This is a genomic window from Thalassobacillus cyri (assembly GCF_900107755.1).
GTDB lineage: Bacteria > Bacillota > Bacilli > Bacillales > Halobacillaceae > Thalassobacillus > Thalassobacillus cyri.
Genome location: NZ_FNQR01000001.1, coordinates 1 through 23,254 on the forward strand (window position 1 = coordinate 1; position 23,254 = coordinate 23,254).

At 44.9% G+C, this 23,254-nt stretch carries 17 protein-coding genes; 11 read left to right on the top strand and 6 right to left on the bottom strand.

All coding sequences use genetic code 11. The features are described 5' to 3' along the window. Positions 1 to 460: 460 nt before the first annotated feature. On the bottom strand, positions 461 to 1,654 hold the full coding sequence (locus BLV00_RS00005) for an ornithine--oxo-acid transaminase (RefSeq protein ID WP_093040880.1): 1,194 nt from the start codon (positions 1,652 to 1,654) through the stop codon (positions 461 to 463). Between the two features lie 160 nt (positions 1,655 to 1,814). Between BLV00_RS00005 and BLV00_RS00010 the strand changes: the two genes are divergently transcribed. After that, positions 1,815 to 2,174 carry a YisL family protein gene (locus tag BLV00_RS00010; protein ID WP_093040881.1) on the top strand — a complete coding sequence of 120 codons (360 nt, stop codon included), beginning with the start codon at positions 1,815 to 1,817 and terminating at the stop codon, positions 2,172 to 2,174. 170 nt (positions 2,175 to 2,344) lie between these two features. Continuing rightward, positions 2,345 to 4,192: an asparagine synthase (glutamine-hydrolyzing) gene (gene asnB, locus BLV00_RS00015; RefSeq protein ID WP_093040883.1), complete on the top strand. Its 1,848-nt coding sequence runs from the start codon at positions 2,345 to 2,347 to the stop codon at positions 4,190 to 4,192. Between the two features lie 148 nt (positions 4,193 to 4,340). Here the strand turns inward: asnB and BLV00_RS00020 are convergent, their stop codons facing one another. Next, positions 4,341 to 5,690, bottom strand: coding sequence for an MATE family efflux transporter (locus BLV00_RS00020; RefSeq protein WP_093040884.1), 1,350 nt, complete (start codon positions 5,688 to 5,690; stop codon positions 4,341 to 4,343). Between the two features lie 80 nt (positions 5,691 to 5,770). Then, entirely contained in the window at positions 5,771 to 7,528 is a 1,758-nt protein-coding gene (locus BLV00_RS00025) for an alpha-glycosidase (protein WP_093040886.1), read from the bottom strand. A gap of 310 nt (positions 7,529 to 7,838) precedes the next feature. Between BLV00_RS00025 and BLV00_RS00030 the strand changes: the two genes are divergently transcribed. The 9 genes from BLV00_RS00030 to BLV00_RS00070 all read left to right on the top strand — a co-directional run bounded on the left by BLV00_RS00030 (position 7,839) and on the right by BLV00_RS00070 (position 18,538). Then, entirely contained in the window at positions 7,839 to 9,143 is a 1,305-nt protein-coding gene (locus BLV00_RS00030; protein ID WP_093040888.1) for a sugar ABC transporter substrate-binding protein, read from the top strand. A 177-nt stretch (positions 9,144 to 9,320) separates the two neighbouring features. Beyond that, on the top strand, positions 9,321 to 10,619 hold the full coding sequence (locus BLV00_RS00035; protein ID WP_093040890.1) for a carbohydrate ABC transporter permease: 1,299 nt from the start codon (positions 9,321 to 9,323) through the stop codon (positions 10,617 to 10,619). A 5-nt stretch (positions 10,620 to 10,624) separates the two neighbouring features. Next, positions 10,625 to 11,467, top strand: coding sequence for a sugar ABC transporter permease (locus BLV00_RS00040; protein ID WP_093041896.1), 843 nt, complete (start codon positions 10,625 to 10,627; stop codon positions 11,465 to 11,467). Positions 11,468 to 11,509: 42 nt separating this feature from the next. Beyond that, on the top strand, positions 11,510 to 13,048 hold the full coding sequence (locus BLV00_RS00045; RefSeq protein WP_093040891.1) for an alpha-amylase family glycosyl hydrolase: 1,539 nt from the start codon (positions 11,510 to 11,512) through the stop codon (positions 13,046 to 13,048). A gap of 110 nt (positions 13,049 to 13,158) precedes the next feature. Then, on the top strand, positions 13,159 to 14,202 hold the full coding sequence (locus BLV00_RS00050) for a LacI family DNA-binding transcriptional regulator (protein ID WP_093040893.1): 1,044 nt from the start codon (positions 13,159 to 13,161) through the stop codon (positions 14,200 to 14,202). Between the two features lie 65 nt (positions 14,203 to 14,267). Then, positions 14,268 to 16,553 carry a family 65 glycosyl hydrolase domain-containing protein gene (locus tag BLV00_RS00055; protein ID WP_093040895.1) on the top strand — a complete coding sequence of 762 codons (2,286 nt, stop codon included), beginning with the start codon at positions 14,268 to 14,270 and terminating at the stop codon, positions 16,551 to 16,553. A 149-nt stretch (positions 16,554 to 16,702) separates the two neighbouring features. Further along, complete coding sequence (locus BLV00_RS00060) at positions 16,703 to 17,602, top strand: DMT family transporter (protein ID WP_342721966.1); 900 nt, start codon at positions 16,703 to 16,705, stop codon at positions 17,600 to 17,602. Positions 17,603 to 17,677: 75 nt separating this feature from the next. After that, entirely contained in the window at positions 17,678 to 18,316 is a 639-nt protein-coding gene (locus tag BLV00_RS00065; protein WP_093040901.1) for a GNAT family protein, read from the top strand. 9 nt (positions 18,317 to 18,325) lie between these two features. Beyond that, complete coding sequence (locus BLV00_RS00070) at positions 18,326 to 18,538, top strand: GNAT family N-acetyltransferase (RefSeq protein ID WP_281242965.1); 213 nt, start codon at positions 18,326 to 18,328, stop codon at positions 18,536 to 18,538. Positions 18,539 to 19,201: 663 nt separating this feature from the next. On the opposite strand, the gene BLV00_RS00075 is transcribed toward BLV00_RS00070, so the two are convergent. The 3 genes from BLV00_RS00075 to BLV00_RS00085 form a co-directional block, all read right to left on the bottom strand. Then, the gene (locus BLV00_RS00075) at positions 19,202 to 20,098 is read right to left on the bottom strand and encodes a DUF4349 domain-containing protein (protein WP_093040904.1); all 897 of its coding nucleotides are present in this window, start codon (positions 20,096 to 20,098) and stop codon (positions 19,202 to 19,204) included. Between the two features lie 261 nt (positions 20,099 to 20,359). Beyond that, positions 20,360 to 22,021, bottom strand: coding sequence for a CoA-disulfide reductase (locus BLV00_RS00080; RefSeq protein ID WP_093040906.1), 1,662 nt, complete (start codon positions 22,019 to 22,021; stop codon positions 20,360 to 20,362). A gap of 314 nt (positions 22,022 to 22,335) precedes the next feature. Then, positions 22,336 to 23,196: a DegV family protein gene (locus BLV00_RS00085; RefSeq protein WP_093040907.1), complete on the bottom strand. Its 861-nt coding sequence runs from the start codon at positions 23,194 to 23,196 to the stop codon at positions 22,336 to 22,338. Positions 23,197 to 23,254: the final 58 nt, after the last annotated feature.

Consider the following 23,254-nt stretch of genomic DNA (forward strand, 5'->3'; position numbering starts at 1 on the left):
AGAATTCAAGGGGAAGTCCTCCTTTTGATGTTTGTATTTGGTTGTACAAATGCATCATAACGGAGGGCTTTTTTTAATACAAGGACCCCTCTATTATCCCACAGGAATCTCCCGCGGGAGAAGGAGCTAGGCAAGACCCCGCAGGGAGTGTAACGACCGAGGAGGCTTGCCAGTTCCCCCGCAGGAATGAAATGAATGCGTAATCGCCTTGGGAGACACGACACGCATAAGCAGAACATCAAAAGGGAAGGGTTCTTTCTTCCCGTTGATGGACTGCTTATGTCGCGAGTGTCTAGGTGATGAAGTTGGAAAGCGAGTAGTTTCCAACCCACCCCTGACTCTTTTTTAGCAAAGAACCCCTTTTACCTTGAAACTGAGTCTTCCATAATCCGGCGCTATACTTGAATAAGTGTATTAGAAGCAAAAATGAGCCTGGCGATTATCGCCAGGCTCATTTTCATTAAGACAATACTTCTTTGATTTGGTCGATCGCCCATTCTAAATCCTTACGATTAATAATCAGTGGAGGGGCGAAGCGGATGACGTTTTCATGCGTCTCCTTACATAGGAGGCCTTTCTCCTTCAGTTTTTCACAATAGCTTCGTGCAGGTTCGGTCAGTTCGACTCCGATGAATAAACCTTTTCCGCGTACTTCCTTGATGATCGGATTATTGATTTTTTTCAATTCGCCCATCATCAAGTTGCCTAATTCCAGGGAGCGGTCTGCCAGTTTTTCATCTTCCAGCACTTCCAGGGAAGCGAGAGATACTGCGCAAGCCAGTGGGTTTCCTCCGAATGTAGAGCCATGGGATCCAGGATTGAAGACACCTAGGATTTCACGGTTAGCTACTACAGTGGAAATCGGGAACACACCGCCGCCAAGGGCTTTACCTAAAATCAACATGTCAGGTGTTACGTCTTCCCAGTCGCAGGCGAACATTTTGCCGGTTCGGGCCAGGCCTGCCTGGATTTCATCAGCGATGAACAGCACTTTGTTTTCTTTACAAACTTCGGATGCTTCTTTCAAGAAACCTTCTGGAGGGATGACAATTCCAGCCTCTCCCTGGATCGGTTCAATTAAGAATCCGGCTGTATTTTCAGTGATCGCCTCTTTGAGCGCATCGATATCACCGTATGGAACTAATTTGATGCCTGGCAGCATTGGACCAAAGCCACGCTGATATTCTTCTTCGGAAGAAAGGGAAACGGCAGTCATCGTACGTCCATGGAAGTTTCCGGTGCAGGCGATGATTTCTGCCTGGTTATCGGCCACCCCTTTGACATCATAAGCCCAGCGGCGTGCTGCTTTGATAGCTGTTTCGACTGCTTCAGCTCCCGTATTCATCGGAAGGGCCATTTCTTTATTGGTGAGCTTGCAAATCTTTTCATACCATGGTCCGAGTTGATCATTGTGGAAGGCGCGTGACGTCAGGGTCACACGGTCTGCTTGGTTTTTTAATGCTTCAATGATTCGTGGATGGCGATGGCCCTGGTTGACGGCCGAGTAAGCGCTGAGCATGTCCATGTAGCGGTTACCTTCAGGATCTTCTACCCAAACACCCTCCGCTTTTTCTACCACAATCGGAAGTGGGTGATAGTTTTTTGCGCCGAATTCCTGCGTTTGGTCGATGATTTCTTGACTAGTTCTTGTCATTCTATCCCTCCATATCAATTCGAAAATCTTCATTCATTATAACAGGTTTCAGGCTAATTTTCTCTCTAGTCTAAAAATTCCTCCTGAAAGGTTTTATTAGGATAAATTTGTGTAAACATGGTACTATAACGGTAGATTGATAGCAAAAGGAGGAAGTTTAGTGGCACACTTACATATCACCTCATGGGTGATCACGTTAGCATTATTGATTCTAGTATTGACCTTCTCCCGCGCAGGGAATGCGAAAGCTGCTAAAATCACACAAATGGTTATGCGGTTGCTCTATTTACTTATTTTATACTCTGGTGGCAGTCTGTTCGCTTCCTACTCTAATATCGGTATACTGGTTATCGTTAAAATGCTGGTCGGTCTTTGGGCGATTGCAGCAATTGAAATGGTGGCAATCAAGGTTTCCAAGGCACAGCCTGCTTTCAGCTGGTGGACACAGCTGCTGATTGCATTCGCATTGGCATTGATTCTAGGTTTTGGGTTTATGCCATTAGGTATTCTTCCAGCATAAATGAGAAAGTTGCCTGGCTAATTTTGCCGAGGCAGCTTTTTTTATGCCATGTTTATTGTGCTGAGAAAGAGGATTACCATTACGAATAGGAAAAATTTAAGCATAGGGACGACTCACTTCACATATATTAGGTTATCTTTTTTAGCTACAAAAAAGGAGTGGCTCGATATATGTGCGGAATTGTCGGATGGACGGATTTCCGGAAAGACTTGAGTTGTGCTTATGATACGATTGCGGCCATGGCAGCGACATTGGAGCACCGTGGTCCCGATGAAGGGACCCAATGGCTGAGCCGGCACACAGCGTTCGGGCATCAACGTCTGATTGTCATCGACCCTGCCGGAGGTCGTCAGCCAATGACGCGAAAGGTCGGGGAGAAGCGCTTTACGTTATGCTATAACGGAGAATTATATAATACAGAAGACGTAAGAACGGTATTGCATCAAAAAGGCTGGACGTTCCGATCCCATTCCGACACGGAAGTGTTATTGACCAGCTATATGGAATGGGGCGAGTCATGCGTCAACCATTTGAATGGAATATTCGCATTTGCTGTTTGGGATGATGCGGAACAAAAATTATTTCTGGCACGGGACCGGCTCGGGGTCAAGCCGTTGTTCTATATGGAAACAGATGGCGGATTGTTATTCGCCTCCGAAATTAAAGCGCTGCTCGCCCATCCGAAAGTAACTGCGGAAGTGGATACCACTGGACTCCATGAACTGTTGGCATTAGGACCGTCCCGGACACCCGGATGCGGGGTATTCTGCGGCGTCCATGATTTACGGGCTGGTCATTCCGCTATTTTTACCAGGGAACAAGGGCTGAGAATAAAGCGATACTGGAATGTGGAAAGCAAACCTCATGAAGACAGCCTCGATGTGACCGTGGAAAAGGTACGCGCACTTTTTCTTGATGCGGTCGATCGTCAATTGGTTTCAGATGTACCGCTTGGAACATTTTTATCCGGCGGGGTCGATTCCAGTGCCATAACCGCAATAGCAGCAGAGCAATATCGCAAACAGGGAAAAGGAGCGCTTGATACATTTTCGATCGATTTTGAAGGTAACGATAAACATTTCAAAGCCAATGCCTTTCAACCCACAAGCGATAAAGATTTTATTGCCTTAATTCAAAAAGAGCATGGCACGAATCATCAAAGCTGTATCGCCGATAATGAAGAATTAGTACGCCTTCTGAAAAAAGCGACCAAATTACGGGACCTGCCCGGGATGGCGGATGTTGATTCGTCATTGCTTTGGTTCAGCGAAGAAGTGAAGAAAAAAGTGACCGTTGGTTTATCAGGAGAGTGCGCCGATGAAATTTTCGGTGGATATCCGTGGTTTTACAGGCGAGAGGAATTGGAACGGGAAGGCTTCCCTTGGATCCGTTCACTGAATTTGAGAAATGGGCTGCTTACTCAGGAGTGGCAGCAAAAACTGGATGTGAAAGGGTATATGCTGGCCCGCTATCAGGACACAGTCAATGAAATGCCGAAGCTCGCCGGCGAATCGGCGGTAGAGGAAAAGCGCAGGCAGATGTTTTACTTGAATATTCATTGGTTTATGCAAACGCTGCTTGATCGCAAAGACCGGATGACTATGGGAGCGAGTCTGGAGGTGCGCGTTCCTTTCAGTGATCATCATCTTGTCGAGTATGTCTGGAATGTCCCATGGCAGATGAAGCACTTGGACGGGAAAGAAAAAGGACTGCTTCGGAAGGCATTGGAAGGGATTCTGCCTGATGAGGTGTTGTACCGGAAGAAAAATCCTTATCCGAAAACCCATAATCCTGTTTATACCCATGCGGTAGTGGCCTGGATGAATGAAATTCTCGCTGATAAACAGGCACCGATTTTTGATTTGTTTGACCGGAACGAGCTGCGTAAGCTCGCTGATACGAAAGGGCAGGCGATTGATGCTCCTTGGTTTGGCCAACTGATGACAGGGCCGCAGTTACTTGCCCATCTTTGCCAGATCAACTATTGGCTCGAACACTATCAAGTTTCGATAAAATGAACAAACTGAAAGCTATGAGACGCTGTTATATAGTTAACCAGGAAAGGACCGGGGGACCGGTCCTTTTGATATGGGAAAACGTAAGAGAACTGTCCCGCTCCTGATTATCACACCCCTGAGCCCTCCAAAAAAGGAAAATCGCACGCTGCTAACTGGAGTCTTTTACAAAGGCCTTCGATACCCACACACGCGAACGCCAGCGGAACAGCATGAAGATGCCACGCAGCCACTCATCGACCATGAAGGCGATCCAGACACCGACAAGGCCAAGATCCAGATAGAGTCCGAGAAACCAGGCTAACGTAACGGCTATTCCCCACATCGACAAAATACCGATGTACACGGGAAATTTGACATCTCCAGCGGCCCGCAGTGAATTGATGACGACGAGATTGAAAGCACGGCCCGGCTCGAGCACAACCGTCAGCAGTAATAACATTGAACCCTGAGCTATGATGGTGGCGTTATCTGTAAATATGCCGAGGAGAAAGTTGCTGGAGGCATACACGACAACGGCAACAGCAAGTGAAATGGCAATCGCCAGTTTCAAGCTTTTCAGGCAACGGTGGTACGCTCGTTCGGTTTCTTTTGCACCTATGTAATGGCCGATAAGGATCTGGGTTCCCTGTCCGATTGCAATCGAAAATAAGAAGATGAGCATCATGATATTCTGGGTATACACTTTCGTCGTGATCGCAATCGTTCCCATCTGGGCAATGAAATAGGTGATAGCCATCTGACTCGTATTGTAGGAAAGATGCTCGCCTGCAGATGGAATGCCAATGCTGAGCAGGTTTTTGACATGGATTTTATGATATCTGAAAAATGAACCTTTCGGGAGCGATCCCTCGCTACGTTTGATCAAAAGTCCAAGCAGCACGATAAACCCGATCAACCGGCTGCCCGCCGTAGCAAAAGCAACGCCCTCGACGCCAAAGACAGGGAAGCCGAACGGGCCGAATATGACGAAGTAGTTGGCAATCACATTCACTATATTCATTCCGATCGTCACGTACATCGTATCTTTTGTGAAGCCATAACTGCGAAGAATGGCTCCTGTCGTCATGATCAGCGCCTGGATGAAAATCAGGCCGCCGACCACATTCATATATAACTGAGCTTCTCCCATCAATTCGGGTGGCAGGTCCATAAGCGCGAGAATCTTTTCACTGAACAAGAATAATAGAAAACTTAATACAACAGAAAACCAAAGATTGATGCTGAGGGAAGTAACTGCAATTGCTCCTGCTTCTTTTTCCTGTTCGGCACCAAGGTTCTGGGCGACGAGGATGGCAGAGCCGGTAGCGACAAATCCGAACATGACAATCACAACAGCAAGAATTTGATTGGAAACGCCAACAGCAGCTACTGCATTATCGGAATATTGACTGAGCATCAGCGTATCGGCATTTCCCATTAGCATATGTAGAAATATTTCTATGAAAATAGGCCAAGTCAACGCGAGTAATGACATATTTTTAGTAGATTTTAAAGCCATGGCACCCGGACTCCTTCAAGCAAATTCAAATAAATCAAGCCGCCCATTTCTAAAGAGCGACTTGACTATCTAGCAGGATTCTAATGATTCAGTTGAAAAATTTGAAAGCCGAAAGCAGGAAGTGTCACTTTTGCTTCATGATTAAAGCTTATGTTTTCTCCGGTAAATAATGTTTTCGCTTGTTTGTCTGCTAAAGCATCCAAGGTGAACGTTTGTTGTTGATCACCATTATTGACGACAAAAATCAGCCTGTTTTTTTCGTTGAATTTTTCATAGACGATGACACCTGTGTCATCATTCGTTTCAAGAAAACGGAAGGAACCATCGTTGCCGAAGGCAGGTACAGCACCTCTGTAATTGAGCAGTTGCTGGACAAAGGAAAATAGATTGCGGTCCTGTTCTTCTTCGTCCCATATCATACATTCCCGGCAGCCTGGATCCTGGCCGCCACTCATTCCAATTTCATCGCCATAATAAATGCACGGCGTTCCGATAAACGATAATTGGAACAAATATAATAGCTTGACACGCGCTTTTTCCTCGCCTGCGAGCGTCAGGATTCTTGGTGTATCATGGCTGTCGAGGAGGTTAAACGCGACTTCATTCACATTGTCAGGATACATATGAAGCACCTTTGTGATCGTATCAGCAAATTCCCCAGCCTTCATGGTATCTTTTGCGAAAAATTCCACCGCTCCATTGGTGAAGGGGTAGTTCATGACAGCATCAAACTGATCGCCCTGCAGCCACGGCATGGAATCGTGCCAGATTTCACCAAGAATATAAGCGTCGGGTTTTGCGGATTTTACCACACGGCGGAACTCCCTCCAGAAGGCATGGTCGATTTCGTTGGCGACGTCGAGGCGCCAGCCATCGATATCGAATTCTTTTATCCAATAACGAGCGACATCGAGAAGATATCGTTTCACTTCCGGGTGCTCCGTATTCAGCTTAGGCATCGTATGGACGAAGGCAAATGTATCATAATTCGGCACGGGCTCTGTTTTGATCGGTAACTCACGTAAATGGAACCAATCGCGATACTTGGACGCTTGTTCTTTTGCTAAGACATCCTGGAAGGGAGGGAAGTAGTAACCGCTGTGATTGAAGACAGCATCGAGCATCACTTTAATCCCCCGCTCATGGCATGCCCTTACTAACTTACGAAATGTCTCTTTATCTCCGAATTGCGGATCGATTTCCATGTAGTCGATGGTGTCATATTTATGATTGGAGTACGCTTTAAAAATCGGTGTAAAGTAAATGCCATTGATGCCGAGTTCGACAAGATGGTCCAGGTGGTCGATCACCCCTTGGAAATCGCCTCCGAAAAAATTGGTCGGCGTCGGGTCGGCACTGCCCCATGCAAGCGTGCCTTCCGGGTTCAAGGATGGGTCGCCGTTACCGTAACGCTCTGGAAAAATCTGATACCAGGTTGTCTGCCGGACCCATTCAGGCGCAGTAAAGACATCTGCCGGATTAAGGAAGGGAAAAGCGAAATAATCGGCTGTGTCACCAGGCGCTTCATCATAGAATCCCCGCTCCGTATAAATGCTTGTTTCTGCCCCATCCGAAACTTCAAATCCATAACGCAGCCGTCGGTAAGGAGGCTTGATAGCAGCTTTCCAGTAATCGTTGAGTTCCGAAGAACCTGTTTTCTCCATAGGAAGTGTTTCGGTTATCCATTGTTCCTTTTCCCAATGATAAGGGTCTCCGTGGATGAGGGAAACGGAAGTGAGATCATCTTTCTTGGTTTGAAGCATGATATGCAATGTGTCGTCATCATAAGCATAAGCGAAATTGTTTTTGGGACGATGGTAAATCGCTTCTTTTAACAAGTATCTCATCCTTTCAGCACAATCGTTTGCACAAAAATTGCCCTATAAATATTTCTTATAGACTAAAAGTAGACAAAAGTAAACAGAAAGTCAATGAAAACATACAAGATTCATAGCCTGATTGTGAAAACGCTAACCATATGTCTGTAATAGAAATAAACGTGATTAGTTAAAAGTAGTAAAATTGTCTTGCAAATTATTTTAGCTTTTGTATAATAGAATTCAAGATGTGTGCAATCGTTTTCATGAAAAATATTTGAAATCGATTACATACATCTTGTAATTAATATACCTTTGGGAGGTCAATACAATGAAAAAATGGTTAGGTATGTTGTTTGCCGCACTATTAATGATCGGCGCACTTGCTGCCTGTGGTCCTGATGAAAGTGGACAAGAATCGGAAGGGAACACAGAAGGCGGAGAGTCAACAGAAACAGAAGGCAATACAGAAGGTGAAATGCCTGAAAAGCCTGAAAAACTTACTGTATGGATGAACGCAGAAGAGAAACAAGAAGAAGCGTTGAAGACTATCACAGATAAATTCACAGAAGAAAATGACATCGAGGTCGAAATCATTCCTATCTCTATGTTGGATCAAATTGAAAAGCTGGACGTAGAAGGACCTGCCGGAAATGGTCCAGACATCATTTTCCAACCGCATGATCGGATCGGTGACCTCGTACTTAAAGGTCTTGTAGACCCTGTAAATCTTGGAGATAAAGAGGGCGAATATACAGAAACTGCTGTCGATGCTGTCACTTATGAAGGCGACGTGTGGGGCTACCCGGCAGTAACAGAAACATATGCTTTATTCTATAACAAGTCATTAGTAGAAGAAGCTCCTGAAACTATGGAAGATTTGATGGCGATTGCCGAAAGAGATACCAAAAAAGGTGAAGATAAGTATGGATTCCTAATGGAAGGTGCTAACTTCTACTTCACATACCCGTTCTTCTCTGGGAATGGGGCTTATGTTTTCGCTAACGAAAATGGTTCTTATGACATTGATGACATCGGGTTGAACAACGAAGGCGCTGTCAAAGGCGGCAAGCTGATCCAGTCTTGGTTTGACAACGGATATATTCCGCAAGACTTGACTCCGGATATCATGAACGGACTGGTCAAAGAAGGAAAAGTATCTACGGTAATCAATGGCCCTTGGATGGTGCGTGAATACCAGGATGCCCTTGGTGACGACCTGGCAGCTGCTCCACTACCATTGCTTGAAAATGGCGAAAACCCTAAATCTTTCGTAGGTGTAAAATCCTACATGCTTTCCTATTACTCTGAAAACAAAGAGTGGGCAGAAGAGCTGATGGCATTCATCACAAACAGTGAAAATGCGATGACTTACTATGACATGGCTGGTGAAATGCCTGCACGTAAAGATTCCATCGAAGATCCGGCAATCGCGGATGATGAAATCATGTCCGCTTTCGCTGAGCAGGCTACTTATGGTGAGCCAATGCCTGGTATCCCGGCAATGCAACAAGTTTGGGAACCGATCAACAATGCACTTTCGTTTATTTCAAAAGGTGAGCCTGTAAACGAAGTACTAGATGAAGCGGTTCAAATCATCAAAGACAACATCGCAGCTTCAGGTGCTGGACAATAAATAAAGGAAAAAGCTCTGTCAATTAAGGGCGAGATGGAAGGCAGACAGCCTTCCATCTGCCATTTTATACTTTAGAAAGTTTAACTTTGTTAAATGATTAGAAAAGACTAAAGCTTTCGCCATAAGTACTTGGCGACAAGCCAAGTTTTTCTAATCACCACCGGGGAGGACATTATTATGGCAAAGGATGATAAAAAAGCAGCATTCGACATCAAACAACCCCGCAATATTGCTGCTTTATTATCTGTTTTCGTTCCAGGTCTGGGACAAATGTATAACCGCCGCTTCATTAAAGGCATACTTTTGTTTGTTATTGCTGTCTCTTTCTTGATGGCATTTTGGGATTATATCGATATCGGGGTCTGGGGGCTATTTACGTTAGGTACGATTCCCCGGGAACATCATTCCATCCAGTTATTGATACAAGGCTTCATATCATTAGTGGTGCTTTTCTTTGGAATCGCTATTTATATTTACAATGTTAAAGATGCTCGTAATGATGCAATTGCTAGAGAAGCCGGAAGACCGAACCCGACATTTTTCAAAGCGATGCAGGATTTCTACGATCGCGGATTTCCATATTTCATGATCCTGCCTGGCTTCATCATGTTGATTTTCGTAGTAGTACTGCCGCTGGCGTTCATGGTCTCGCTGGCCTTCACCAACTACAACCAGTATAATTCACCTCCGCGAAAACTGTTGGACTGGGTCGGCTTTGACAACTTCGTCAACTTAGTGAATGTGGATATTTGGCAGGATACATTCTTGAATGTATTCACTTGGACGATTGTTTGGACAGTAGTGGCGACAACTCTGCAAATTGTTCTTGGTCTGTTCCTGGCATTGCTTGTCAACGATAAACGGATCAAGTTCAAGCGGACGATCCGTACCGTACTTATTTTACCATGGGCGGTACCGGCTTTTGTATCAATTTTGATTTTTTCAGCATTATTCAACCCGACGTTCGGTGCGATCAACCGTGATATCCTCAGCCAATTCGGGATGATGATCCCTTGGCTGTCAGACCCATTTTGGGCTAAGATCGCTCTGATCATGATTCAGACATGGCTGGGCTTCCCATTCGTATTTGCATTGTTCACTGGAGTTTTGCAAAGTGTGCCGGCGGATATGTACGAAGCTGCCGATGTTGATGGCGGAACACGATTCCAGAAGTTCCGTTTCATCACCCTGCCGCACATCCTTTTTGCCACGGCACCACTTCTGATCATGCAATATGCCCAGAACTTCAATAACTTTAATATCATCTATCTATTCAACGAAGGGAATCCTGCTGTCCGAGGCCAGTCTGCCGGTGGGACAGATATCCTGATTTCCTGGGTATACAAACTGACATTTGAAACCAATAACTATAATATGGCTGCAGCTATCACGATCATCATGGGATTAGTAATATCAATCTTCGCATTCTACCAATTCCGGAAAACGGCTGCATTTAAAGAGGAGGGACGTTACTGATGGCGATGAATAAAAAAACGAAGTCCAGGATAGAAGTAACGTTCATTTATTTATTTTTAGCAGTGATGTTCGTGCTGATTGCTTATCCGTTACTATGGACAGTAATGATGAGTATCAACCCTGGTACGAACATGCTGGTGACGAAAATGCTGCCGGAAAACCCGACACTGGAGCATTATAAATGGTTATTCACTGATCCAAGAAGTGACTATGTTATCTGGTATAAGAACAGTCTGTTGGTCGCATTCGCCAATGCAATCGGTTCCGTCATTTTGACTTCATTAGTCGCTTATGCATTTTCCCGTTACAAGTTTATTGGGAAAAAGTATGGGCTGTATATGTTCCTGTTACTACAAATGTTCCCGGCTTTGATGGGGATGGTTGCGTTATACATCCTGCTTAGTACGATTGGGTTGATCGATTCCTTAGTCGGTCTGACATTGATTTATCTTGGCGGACAGATTCCATTCAACGCCTGGCTGGTCAAAGGTTACTTTGATACCATCCCGAAAGAATTGGATGAAGCCGCCAAGATGGATGGAGCCGGACACTTGAAGATTTTCTGGACAATCATGCTTCCTTTGGCAAAACCGATTCTTGCTGTTGTAGCGCTTTTCAATTTCATGGCTCCGTTCATGGACTTCCTGCTGCCGCGAATCGTGTTGACCAGTCCGGAGAAGTATACACTGGCACTTGGATTATTCAATTTCATCAATGACCAGTTTTCTAATAACTTTACCCGTTTCTCCGCGGGAGCAATTCTGATCGCTGTTCCAATTGCGCTTGTCTTCTTATTACTGCAGCGTTATTTGATTTCAGGATTGACATCTGGAGCTACCAAAGGATAATAGGAAAGGGATACTTAATTTTAATGATAAGGGGGAGCGGAAATGAGAACAAAAGCACTGTTATCTTTGTGCATCATTCCGTTTCTTCTTTTTTGTTCTTTTCCTATGACTGCTTTAGGAGCTGATGAAAAAGAAGAAAATGACTGGAACGATGAAATGATTTATTTCATCATGGTCGATCGTTTTTTTAATGGGAATTACGACAATGACTATGAAGTGGATACAGGTGATCCGAAGGCATACCACGGAGGAGATATAGAAGGGGTCATCCAGCAGCTGGATTATATTAAGAGCCTTGGCTACACAGCAATATGGATGACACCGATTATGAACAATGAACCGAAAGGCTATCACGGCTACTGGATTGAAGATTTCATGGAAGTGGAAGAGCATTTCGGTACCATGGAAGATGCCAAGCGCCTTGTAGAAGAGGCTCATAAACGTGACATGAAAGTGTTGTTCGATTTTGTCGTCAATCATACTGGTTACCAGCATGCATGGCTGGAGGATTCGAATAAAGAAGACTGGTTCCATGAAGAAAAACGGATGATGGGAGAAAGCCAATCCGTATTAGAAAATGCCTGGCTCGCAGGCCTGCCAGATTTGAATACTGAAAATCCGGAAGTGGAACAGTACTTATTTGATGCAGCCGAATTCTGGATCGAGGAGACGGGAGTGGACGGTTTCCGTTTGGATACGGTTAAGCATGTGCCGAAAGACTTTTGGAAAGATTTCAATGATCATGTAAAAAGTATTGATCCAGATTTCTTCCTGCTTGGAGAAGTATGGCAAGATAGTCCGCGTGAAATAGCGGCTTATGAAGAAACAGGTATCGATTCTTTTGTTGATTATCCATTATTCAATGCGATTAATGAGTCGTTTAAGAAGGCGGGCAATTCTTTGAATGGCCCAATGAGTGTGTGGAAAGCGAATGAACAATTATATGAAGAGCCTGGTATGTTAAGTTCTTTCATTGATAATCATGATAATGTCCGGTTTACCAGAAAGGCGATTGAGAATAAACAAAACCCGGTGACGCGGTGGAAGCTGGCGTTGACCTACCAATTCACAATGCCTGAAATCCCTATTACATATTATGGGACAGAGGTGCCGCTGGATGGTGGAGAAGACCTGGATAATCGCCGGATGATGAACTTCAAAGCCGCTGATGAAGAGTTGAAACAAAGGATTGAACAGCTGACATCGATGCGAAAAGAATTCCCGGCACTGACAAAAGGGGATTTTGAAGAGCTATACAACGAAGACGGGCTTGCCGCTTATAAACGTACCTATGAAGACCAGACATTAGTCGTTGTCCTCAACAATGATGTTGAAACGCGAACCATGGAGTTGGATAACCTTCCCCAAGACAAACAGTTACGCGGGATGTTGACCGATGATATCGCCAGGGAAGTGGACAAGGGAACCTACAAGATCGCGATGGAACGGGAACAATCAGAAGTGTACTTGGTCGAAGAGAATACCGGTCTGAACTGGTCTTTCCTGTTATTTGTCGGAGGTATCTTTGCTGCCTTTGTCGTTGCGGTCATCATTTTAAGTAGAAAAAGCAGGAAGAACTAGACATCCAGCCATCTGAAATGAGTTACAATAATAGAGAGAAAGAGTAAGCAGCAAACTTTCATTCGTAAAGGAACTGCCAAGGAAATCAGAAGGAATAGAAGGTGAGTGTCATGGGAGTTACCATTAAAGAAGTTGCCAAAGCGGCAGGGGTGGCGCCTTCCACGGTATCCCGCGTCATAGCGGATAATCCGCGGATCAGTCCCGCCACGAAGAAACGGGTAAGGAAAGCGATGAAAGAACTTGGCTACCACCCGAATGTAAATGCGAGAAGCCTGGTAAGAAGTTCGACACAAGCGATTGGAGTCGTCATGCCTTCAAGTGCAGATAAGGCCTTGCAAAATCCATTTTTCCCTGAGGTACTGCGTGGAATCAGTACGGTAGCCCATGACCTCGAGTATTCTTTGCTGCTTTCGACGGGAGAAACGGAAGAGGAAATATTAGAAGGAGTCCAGCGGATGGTCCATGGCAATCGTGTGGATGGAGTCATTCTGTTGTATTCCCGGTTAAAGGATAAAGTCATGGAATTTCTTCATGAACAGAACTTTCCCTTTGTCATTGTAGGGAAGCCAAATGAAAACATCGATACAATCAGTCATGTCGATAACGACAACATCCGGGCATCCAAAGAGATCACAGAGCACCTGATTGGGCTGGGGCATCACCGCATCGGTTTTATCGGGGGTTCCAAAGATCTGGCTGTCACCGTCGACCGTATTACTGGCTATGAACAGGCCCTTAACCAGGCAGGACTGCCAGTCAAAAAAGAATACAGGGTCCACACCGAATTTTTGAAATCCGGTGGAAGAAAAGCCGTCCATGAATTATTTTCTTTAGAGGAACCGCCGACCGGCCTGGTGATTTCTGATGATCTGATGAGCATCGGGGTCATCAATATGCTGGAGGAATTCGGTCTGTATGTACCAGAAGACGTGTCAATCGTCAGCTTCAACAATGTCTATATGGCGGAGGTCACCCGACCGCCGCTGACAACCGTCGATATCAATATTTATGATCTTGGCGCCCAGGCATGCAAGTGTCTGGTTGAAAAAATACAGAATAAAAATGAACCAGCCAAGCGGATCATCGTGCCGTTTGAAATCAAACACCGCATGTCTACACAACAGTGGAAAAGGGAAACAAGTAAGAGAGCCTGATTCGGTTCTCTCTTTTTCCCATAGAAATGCAAACGTTTGCCTAATCTAAATGAGAGGTGATAAAGATGAAACAGATTTGCAGAATGGATGAATGGAAAGTCATCGAAGACAAGCTGCACCCAGGAGATAACCGTCTTGCAGAAAGCTTAATGAGTATCGGCAACGGCCAGATGGGGATGCGTGGCAACTTTGAAGAAACCTATTCCGGAGATACCCATCAAGGCACCTATGTAGGGGGCATCTATTACCCAGATAAGACCAGGGTCGGCTGGTGGAAAAATGGTTACCCGGAATACTTCGCTAAAGTTTTGAATGCGCCGAATGTAACCGGGGTCCGGGTGTTTGCTGATGACGAAGAACTTGACCTTCATACATGGAAAGTACACGAATTCAAGCGGGAATTAAATATGAAACACGGCTACCTCTACCGTGAATTTGATGTGACAAGCCCAGAAGGCAAACATATCAAGGGAAAGGTTACCCGTTTCTTTTCCATCATTGATGCTTCGATTATTGCCATCAAGTATGAGGTTACGTCCGAAGACTTTGAAGGAAAGATCACCTTCCAGCCCTATATGGATGGCGACGTCAGGAATGAAGATGCCAATTATGATGAAGACTTCTGGATGCCTGTCCATCATGAAGCTGACAAGGAACAGGCCGTTTTGACGATGCGTACCCGCAAGACGGAATTCGATGTTTCTGCTGCGATGACAAATCAGCTTGTCGGTCAGGAGACGAAAGTAGAAGATGTTGTGAACAAAGAAGAATATGTCGATCAAAAGCATACAGCCAGCATCAAACCTGGGGGAAAGGTAAGTTTTTATAAATATGTAGCTGTTACGACAAGCAGGTATTTCAATAAAAACGAGCTTGCGGATGAAGCAAAAAAGCAGGTAGCAAAAGCAGCTGATAGCGGATTCACTTTCTTGTTCAAGCAGCAGATGGAAGCGTGGGAGCGCCGCTGGAACCATGCTGATGTGACTATCGGGGGAGATACGTCCGCTCAGCAGGGGATCCGCTATAACATTTTCCAGCTGTATAACACGTATACAGGTGAGGACGCGCTTTTGAATATCGGTCCGAAAGGCTTTACGGGAGAGAAATATGGGGGGAGCACTTATTGGGATACGGAAGCTTACTGCCTGCCATTTTACCTTGGTACAGCTGATTCATCCATCGCCCGCAATCTATTAATCTATCGTTATCGACATTTAGAAAAAGCGAAAGAAAATGCGGCGAAGCTCGGCATGGAGGGCGCTCTCTATCCAATGGTAACGATGAATGGGGAGGAATCGCATAACGAATGGGAAATCACATTTGAAGAAATCCACCGTAACGGTGCCATTGCTCATGCGATTTGGAATTACGTCAACTATACCGGCGATACCTCCTACCTGCCGGAATATGGTTTTGAAGTGCTGGCAGAAATCAGCCGTTACTGGGCAAGCCGGGTTAATTACAACCCTCGTAAAGGAAAATATATAATTCTTGGAGTCACGGGACCGAATGAATACGAAAACAATGTCAACAACAACTGGCACACTAACCGGATGGCCGCCTGGACATTGGAGTACACCTTGTCTGTCGCCTTGTACCTGGAACGTAACCATCAGAAGCGATTCGTAGAATTAAAGAGTAAATTGGGCTTGAAGGAGGACGACTTCGACCACTGGAAAGACATCATTGAACACATGTACTACCCAGTTGATGAACAGCTTGGTGTCTATTTACAGCAGGACGGCTTCCTCGATAAGGATTTGATACGTGTCGCGGATCTAGATGAAAAACATTTGCCGCTCAACCAGAACTGGTCGTGGGACCGGATCCTGCGTTCCTGCTTCATCAAGCAGGCGGATGTATTGCAAAGTATGTATTTCTTGAATCACCGCTTCACGTTGGAGGAGAAAAAGAACAACTTTGACTTTTATGAGCCGATGACTGTTCATGAATCATCGTTATCACCTTGTGTGCACTCGATCATTGCAGCAGAAATCGGTTACGAAGAAAAAGCATATGAAATGTACTTGCGCACCGCAAGACTCGATCTCGACAACTATAATAACGATACGGAAGACGGACTCCATATCACAAGTATGGCTGGATCCTGGCTGTCTATCGTTCATGGCTTCGCTGGGATGCGGGTAGAAAAAGGGGAATTACACTTTAAGCCGTTCATTCCGAAAGCTTGGGGTGATTACTCCTTCAAAATTAACTTCCGCGGCCACTTGATCAAAGTAAGCGTCAATCATCAGCAAGTCGTGATTACACAGGAGGAAGGTAGTGACTTCGCAATTTTTATCAATGGCGAAGAAAAACAGCTGCCAGCTGAAGGGAATATCACCATATAAACGGTTAAATCAAAAAGGCTGTTCCACAATGGAACGGCTTGTTTGCTTTTATCAAACTAAAAAGAAAAACTTGCAACTCAAGATAGAAACCTATTTTCCTATTGTGATAGGATAGGTGGAGGCAAGGGGGGATACTTATTTATCCATATATCTTACTAGTATTCGTTATCCTATTCTTTTCAGGCAATATCCTCGTTGGTAAGGCAATCAATGAGCTTCCGCCATTCACCATTGCTTTCTTCCGACTGGTGGTTGCTTTCTTTGTAATCCTTCCGTTCGGCTTACGTGGAGCCTGGCAGTATCGCAACAGCTACCTACAGCATAAAAGGCCATTTTTGATCATTACGCTGACCGGAATCACATTCTTTAATACATTCATTTATGGCGCACTGCAATTCACGACATCTACCAAAGTCTCCGTGCTTGAGACAGTGATTCCGGTGGCAACTGTGATCATGAGTGCGTTTGTTTTAAAAGAAAGGCTGGCCAGCATCCAATGGACAGGAATCGTGCTTTCTCTGATGGGAGCTCTTTGGGTAGTCATGGATGGGAAAATTCTGAAATTGGCTGCTATGGAATGGAATATCGGAGATGCCATCATGATCGGGGCGATCCTGACCTGGGCAGTCTACTCGATCATGGTAAAGCAGTACATGCATCTTTTCCCTACTTATGGCACGCTGCTTGTCATGACTGGCATTTCCGTTATCGTTCTGCTTCCGATCGTAGCAGCAGAATGGATCATCGTCGGGGTGCCATCTTTGAATCTATCCAACATGAGCGGGTTACTCTATTTAGGGATTTTCCCCTCTTTCATCGCATTGAGCATGTACAATCGGGCAGTCGAACTGACGAGTGCGTCTAAAGCTTCGGTGTTCTTGAATTTTCTTCCGGTAGTGACGATGATCGGGGCCTATTTTTGGTTGGGAGAATCAATTACTGTGATGCAAATTTCAGGTGCTCTCGCTGTTATAGCCGGCGTCATACTGACTACCCAATTTGGGAGGCAGGAACAGGATTTGAAAAAAGCAATCAACCAGGAAAAATAAATTTTTGTATGGGCGGTCTCCCAGCATTTCTATCGGTTATAATAGAAAAAATCCAATCAGGTGGAGGAATGCCCGTTGAAAATCATGCCCCATACCCAAGTAGAGCCACAATTAGCACAGGAAATCCGTGCGTTAGAAAGCAAACTGAAAATCCATGACGGCATCGACAGTGAGATGTATATCGTCGATAATTTGAATTTTGATACCACATTACCGTGGGTGTTCACGATGCATGAAAATGATGAGTTGATTGCTGCTGTAGCTGCCTTCATTCCTGCAAAAAAAGAAATCGAATTGATGGCCGTCACCCATCCGGACTACCGGCAAAAAGGGTATTTTTCTATGTTGGAAAATCAGCTATATGAAACATGGGAGAAGCACAAAATCCCTTCTTTGCTTTATGTTCTTAATGAAGATTCTGAGACTGGTAAGGCAGTAGCACATAGCAGGGGAGCATCCTATCAATATACCGAATACCAGATGGAGCTTCGCGGACAAGACGATCAGGAAGACATTGGTAAATTAGAGATCGTGAAGGCAAAAGAAGAACAGGTGGATACTTTGGCAAACATTCAGGAGCGGGCATTCGATCTGCCAGGAGAAGACGCTCATACCTTCATCTCGGCTGTTTTAAAAAAGTCCCATCACCATATGTTCCTTTCCTTTTACCAGGGCAGCCCAGTTGGCATGGGGGCGATTGCCGTTGATGAGTAGGCGGCCTCAATTTATGGCGTTTGCATGTTGCCGGAACATCAGGGCTTTGGTTATGGAAAAGAAATGATGCTGCATCTGATTAAGGAAGCAAGACGCTTGTCCAATCAAAAAGTTACGCTCGAAGTGGATAGTAAAAACGACCGGGCTTATCTGTTGTACCGGAAACTTGGGTTTGTAGCAACGAAATCGACCGGTTATTATCAAAAATCCCTTCAGCAATAGTCTCTGTTAAATTTACAGATAAGCTCCCTTTTGCTGAAGACTCAGTTTCGAGACTTTAGGTTGCAATGATGGTGGCTGGGAAAACGGATCGCTTTCCGTGGGCATGTGGTGAGCTTCCTCAGGCTTCGCCTTGCGGGATCTCACCGATCATGTTCATCCCACAGGACTTTGTAATAAGCATCTTGAAGAAACACCGCACGAAGGAAATGCGTAGCATTTTCGAGGAGTCTCACCGTTTTTCCAGCCACCATATGGTTGTAAGAATCTCGAAACTTCTGTTACGAATGGCATACTTTTGAAGCAATAAGAACGGATCAATCTGGCATTGTAATAGTATTTTCCTAACAATTTAGGGTAAGTAAATTTAAGAGCGATTTCGATAATCTTATGTGGTAAGGGGCGTGGGGGAAGGGTGAGACTCCTGCGGGAAAGGATAGACTGGCAAGACCCCGCAGAGCTTTAGCTCGAGGAGGCTTGCCGTCTTCCCCGCGGAAAGCGAATCGCTCCCCATCGATCCTAATCTCCTCCAATATCTCGAAATCAAGTCTTCGACTTTTCGGCTCTATAGTTGAGTAAACCTTTATAAAAAATTAACAACAACGTTAACTTGGCCTGGCAACATAGAAAAAGGTACAGTCCTTAGGGGGGCTGCACCTGTTTTGTTTAGTTGTTTTCACGTTTACGTTTGCTTCTCTGGCGGATCAGTAACCAAACCACAGGAATAGCAATCAAAAATATAACTGGTGAGTAACCGATGAGGATGACCATGATCCACGAAGCAAACTGAGTCAACCCGTTCAACGATTGCACAAATGCCTGCTTCGTTTTTTCCCATGTATTCAGTTCTTCTTCATTCAAGCCAGGTACATTTACCTTTGTCTCAGTAATATTCAAGGTTATCGTAGAAAAGTCACTTTGATTTTCTAAGTATTTCATTTTACCTTGAATCACTTCGATTTCTTCCTGGACGCGTTCAAGGTCTTGAGAAATCTTAATCAAATCCTCTGTCTTTTCTGCTTCATCCATGAATGCCAGCAGCCGTTCTTCGATTTTTTCTTTAGCGGCCAGGCGAGATTCTAAATCGACGTATTCCTCGGTTACGTCTCGCCCTGAAATGTTCCTTGAATCAATGTTATCGCTGTAACTGCCAAGCTCATCGATGAAGGGTTGGAAATTTTCCTGCGGCACCCGAAGGCGGATATGGGCGTTCCGCTGTCCATGTTCCTGTCGGTTGACGTTTGCTTCGACGATGTAGGCTTTTTGTTTATCCATATGTTTTTCCAGTTGCTGGTAAAAGGTGTCATAATCTTTTGTGCGCAGGGAGATATCCGCATTGTAAATCATCATTTGATTTTGAACGTTGTCCATCATATTCCCCGAATTCGGACTCGCCTTTTCTTCAGAAAGACTGTCACCATCCTGTGCCATGTTCGGTTCAGACATTTCCTGTTCAGTCGCCATGTCCATACTTTCGCTGGATTCGCCAGCTTCATCATTACTGCTGCAGGCTCCTAACAAAAGCAGAGAAAACAGCAGGGTGAAACCAATTATTTTTTTCATCGTAACGACCCCCTTCTAATAAGTTAGTCGTTCTATGTAACAAAAATGTTACAAAAAAGCAGGCTCTCTTTTCAGAAAGCCTGCGGCACTTTTTCTTAATAAATAAGAAATTATAAAATATTGGACATCTGCGAAGTATTGGCTAGCTTCAACACCCAGACACTCGCTACATAAGCAACCCGTATTGCGGATGGGAAGGACACCTTCCTCCAGCCGTTTTGTTTATGCGTCTCGTTTCTTTCAGGGGCGCTTTCACTTTTCTTATACCATTTGAGGTTTTTTAACTCCGTTGGCAACAGAATAAGTTTTCCAGCCGCCATCCAGGTTACGAGCATCATAGCCGTTAAGACGGAGCAGCTTAGTTGCAAGATAGCCACGCAGACCTACCTGGCAATTCACGTGGATCGGTTTATCTTTCGGCAGTTCTTCCATCCGATGACGCAGGTCATGAAGCGGAATGTTGATCGCTCCAGGGATATAGCCTTGATCCAATTCTTTTGCATCACGTACGTCAAGTACGAGATCGCCTTGGTTCACTTTTTCGTCAATTTCATCCCAGTGGGTGATTTCAACCGCACCATCGATAATATTTTCCGCGACATAGCCAAGCATGTTGACCGGGTCTTTTGCAGAAGAGAATGGTGGAGCATAAGCAAGTTCCAAATCTGGCAGGTCATGGACAGTCAGACCGCCTTTGATAGCCGTGGCAAGTACGTCAATCCGTTTGTCCACGCCATCTTTTCCTACGATTTGAGCGCCGTAGATTTTTCCGTTGTCCGGGTTAAACAGCATTTTCATTGCTAATGATTCAGCTCCAGGATAGTAGCCGGCATGGGAAGCAGGATGGATGTGAATCGCTTCATACTTCCAGCCAAGATTCTTCATGCGTTTCTCATTGACACCTGTAGCAGCAACGGTATAATCAAATACCTTTACAATGGATGTACCCAATGTGCCAGGATAAGCTTCGTTCTTTCCATAGATGTTGTTCGCAACGATCCGTCCTTGACGGTTGGCAGGCCAAGCGAGCGGTACCATGGCAGGTTCTTTTGTAATATAGTCCTGAACCTCAATGGCATCACCTATCGCGTAGATGGATGGATCATTTGTTTGCATGTATTCGTTGACGATGATACCCCTGCGGGCACCAAGTTCTAATCCTGCTTCATGTGCCAGTGTGCTTTCAGGCTGTACTCCGATGGAAAGGACGATCATATCAGTATCCAGCATCCTGCCGCTTTCTAATGCGACGACGTCACCTTCGTTTACGGAAGCGATCCCATCGCCAAGAATCAGTTCGACGCCTTTTTCCCGAAGATGTTCGTGGACGATTGCTGCCATTTCAGGGTCGATCGGCGCCATGACTTGTGGTCCTTTTTCCACGACAGTTACTTTAGCCCCGCGATCAGCAAGGTTCTCAGCCATTTCCAGACCGATAAACCCTCCCCCGATAACTGTTACGTGTTTCGGCTGTTTTTCATCAACATAAGCTTTGATCCGATCCGTATCAGGAATATTTCTTAAAGTAAAATATGTGCTTTCTTTCAATCCAGGAAGCGGAGGTACGATAGGTTTTGCTCCTGGAGATAAAATCAAATGATCATAGCTTTGGTGGTAAACTTCCCCGGTCTTCAAATCTTTGATTTCGATTTGTTTGTCTTCCCGGTTGATCTTCATGACTTCCGCAGAAGTTCGGATATCCATATTGAAGCGGGCTTCCATACGATCGACGGTCTGAACAAGCAGCTTGCTGCGTTCTTCGATGGTACCTCCGATGTAGTACGGCAATCCGCAGTTTGCGAATGAAATATATTCTCCTCGTTCAATCAAAATGATTTGGCTTTCTTCATCTAATCTTCTCAATCTGGCAGCGGCAGTAGCACCACCAGCAACTCCTCCAACAATCACAATCTTTTTAGACATTTTGTTTTCCTCCCTAACCATTGTATTAATACCCCTTACCGTATGGTATAACGGGGAGGGGGTAATTACAACAGGTAAACAAGCAGTTTATGTTACAAAATTGTGAATGGGTGAACATTGGAAGGTTTTCGGTAATATTGAAGAAATTGGGCATGACTAGGAAAAGATAAAAAAAGCCGCCTCTTTTAGGAGAAAAGGCAGCCTGGAGAGTATGAACACTCATATTTTCGCTCGTCAACGCTTATTTTGTAATTACAAATCATAATTTTTGACCGCCAAACAGATTCTCTCGTTCACAACCTGGCCCACGGACATCATTTATATGGCTGGTTCAGGAAGAAAAGTGCGATGGTACCCGGGCCGGCATGTGCCCCGATAGCGGAGCCGACCATTTCAATATGAATCTGCTCGGTGCCGAATTCTTCCTTTATCATGCTCGCGAGCTGTTCTGCGTTTTCTAAGTCGTCAGCATGGCTGATGGCAATTGGCTGATTGGAAAGGTCTTCGCCACGTTCCTTCATGATGTCCAGCATGCGTTTCAAAACTTTTTTGGCGCCGCGGATTTTTTCCAATGGAATCAGCTTGCCTTCTTCGACATGTAAGAGGGGCTTGATCTTCAATAAGGTACCCACGAATGCCGCTGTTTTACTGACACGGCCACCGCGGTATAAGTATTCCAGATCATCGACGGTGAAAATGTGTTCCATATGTTCTGCGTGATAGGTACCGATATCGAGTATTTCCTGTATTGATGCGCCGTCAGCAGCCAATTCTGCTGCCCGCAGGACGACGAGTCCATAACCTAACGATGCGCACTTGGTATCGACTATATGCAGGTCAAAATCAGGGTGCTCTGTTTTCACTTCATCTTCCATCATTTTCGCTGTCTGATATGTACCGGATAATTCTGAAGAGAGTGCGAAGTAAATGCATGGTTGTCCAGCTTCTGCATAACGTGTAAAGAATTCTTTGAACGCCTGCGGAGATACTTGTGAGGTTTTTGGAGCAGCTCCCTCGCGCATCGCATCGTATACCTTTTTTGGCGTGATAGTCTTACCATCAAGATACTCTTCTTCATTCAGGGTGACTTTTAACGGCACCATTTCGATGTTATTACGATCGAAATGTTCTTGAGATAAATCGCTTGCCGAGTCACAAATGATTTTAACTTCCATCACGTTCACCTTCTTATTAGTAAGGAATTAATCATACTTGTTTTATTCAAGTTTATGC

What these genes read in the sequence shown, in the direction of transcription:
- BLV00_RS00075 (WP_093040904.1), bottom strand. Translation starts at nt 20,098, where the DNA reads ATGAAAAAAATAATTGGTTTCACCCTGCTGTTTTCTCTGCTTTTGTTA.
- BLV00_RS00005 (WP_093040880.1), bottom strand. Translation starts at nt 1,654, where the DNA reads ATGACAAGAACTAGTCAAGAAATCATCGACCAAACGCAGGAATTCGGC.
- BLV00_RS00050 (WP_093040893.1), top strand. Translation starts at nt 13,159, where the DNA reads ATGGGAGTTACCATTAAAGAAGTTGCCAAAGCGGCAGGGGTGGCGCCT.
- BLV00_RS00080 (WP_093040906.1), bottom strand. Translation starts at nt 22,021, where the DNA reads ATGTCTAAAAAGATTGTGATTGTTGGAGGAGTTGCTGGTGGTGCTACT.
- BLV00_RS00045 (WP_093040891.1), top strand. Translation starts at nt 11,510, where the DNA reads ATGAGAACAAAAGCACTGTTATCTTTGTGCATCATTCCGTTTCTTCTT.
- BLV00_RS00085 (WP_093040907.1), bottom strand. Translation starts at nt 23,196, where the DNA reads ATGGAAGTTAAAATCATTTGTGACTCGGCAAGCGATTTATCTCAAGAA.
- BLV00_RS00040 (WP_093041896.1), top strand. Translation starts at nt 10,625, where the DNA reads ATGAATAAAAAAACGAAGTCCAGGATAGAAGTAACGTTCATTTATTTA.
- asnB (WP_093040883.1), top strand. Translation starts at nt 2,345, where the DNA reads ATGTGCGGAATTGTCGGATGGACGGATTTCCGGAAAGACTTGAGTTGT.
- BLV00_RS00055 (WP_093040895.1), top strand. Translation starts at nt 14,268, where the DNA reads ATGAAACAGATTTGCAGAATGGATGAATGGAAAGTCATCGAAGACAAG.
- BLV00_RS00030 (WP_093040888.1), top strand. Translation starts at nt 7,839, where the DNA reads ATGAAAAAATGGTTAGGTATGTTGTTTGCCGCACTATTAATGATCGGC.
- BLV00_RS00020 (WP_093040884.1), bottom strand. Translation starts at nt 5,690, where the DNA reads ATGGCTTTAAAATCTACTAAAAATATGTCATTACTCGCGTTGACTTGG.
- BLV00_RS00035 (WP_093040890.1), top strand. Translation starts at nt 9,321, where the DNA reads ATGGCAAAGGATGATAAAAAAGCAGCATTCGACATCAAACAACCCCGC.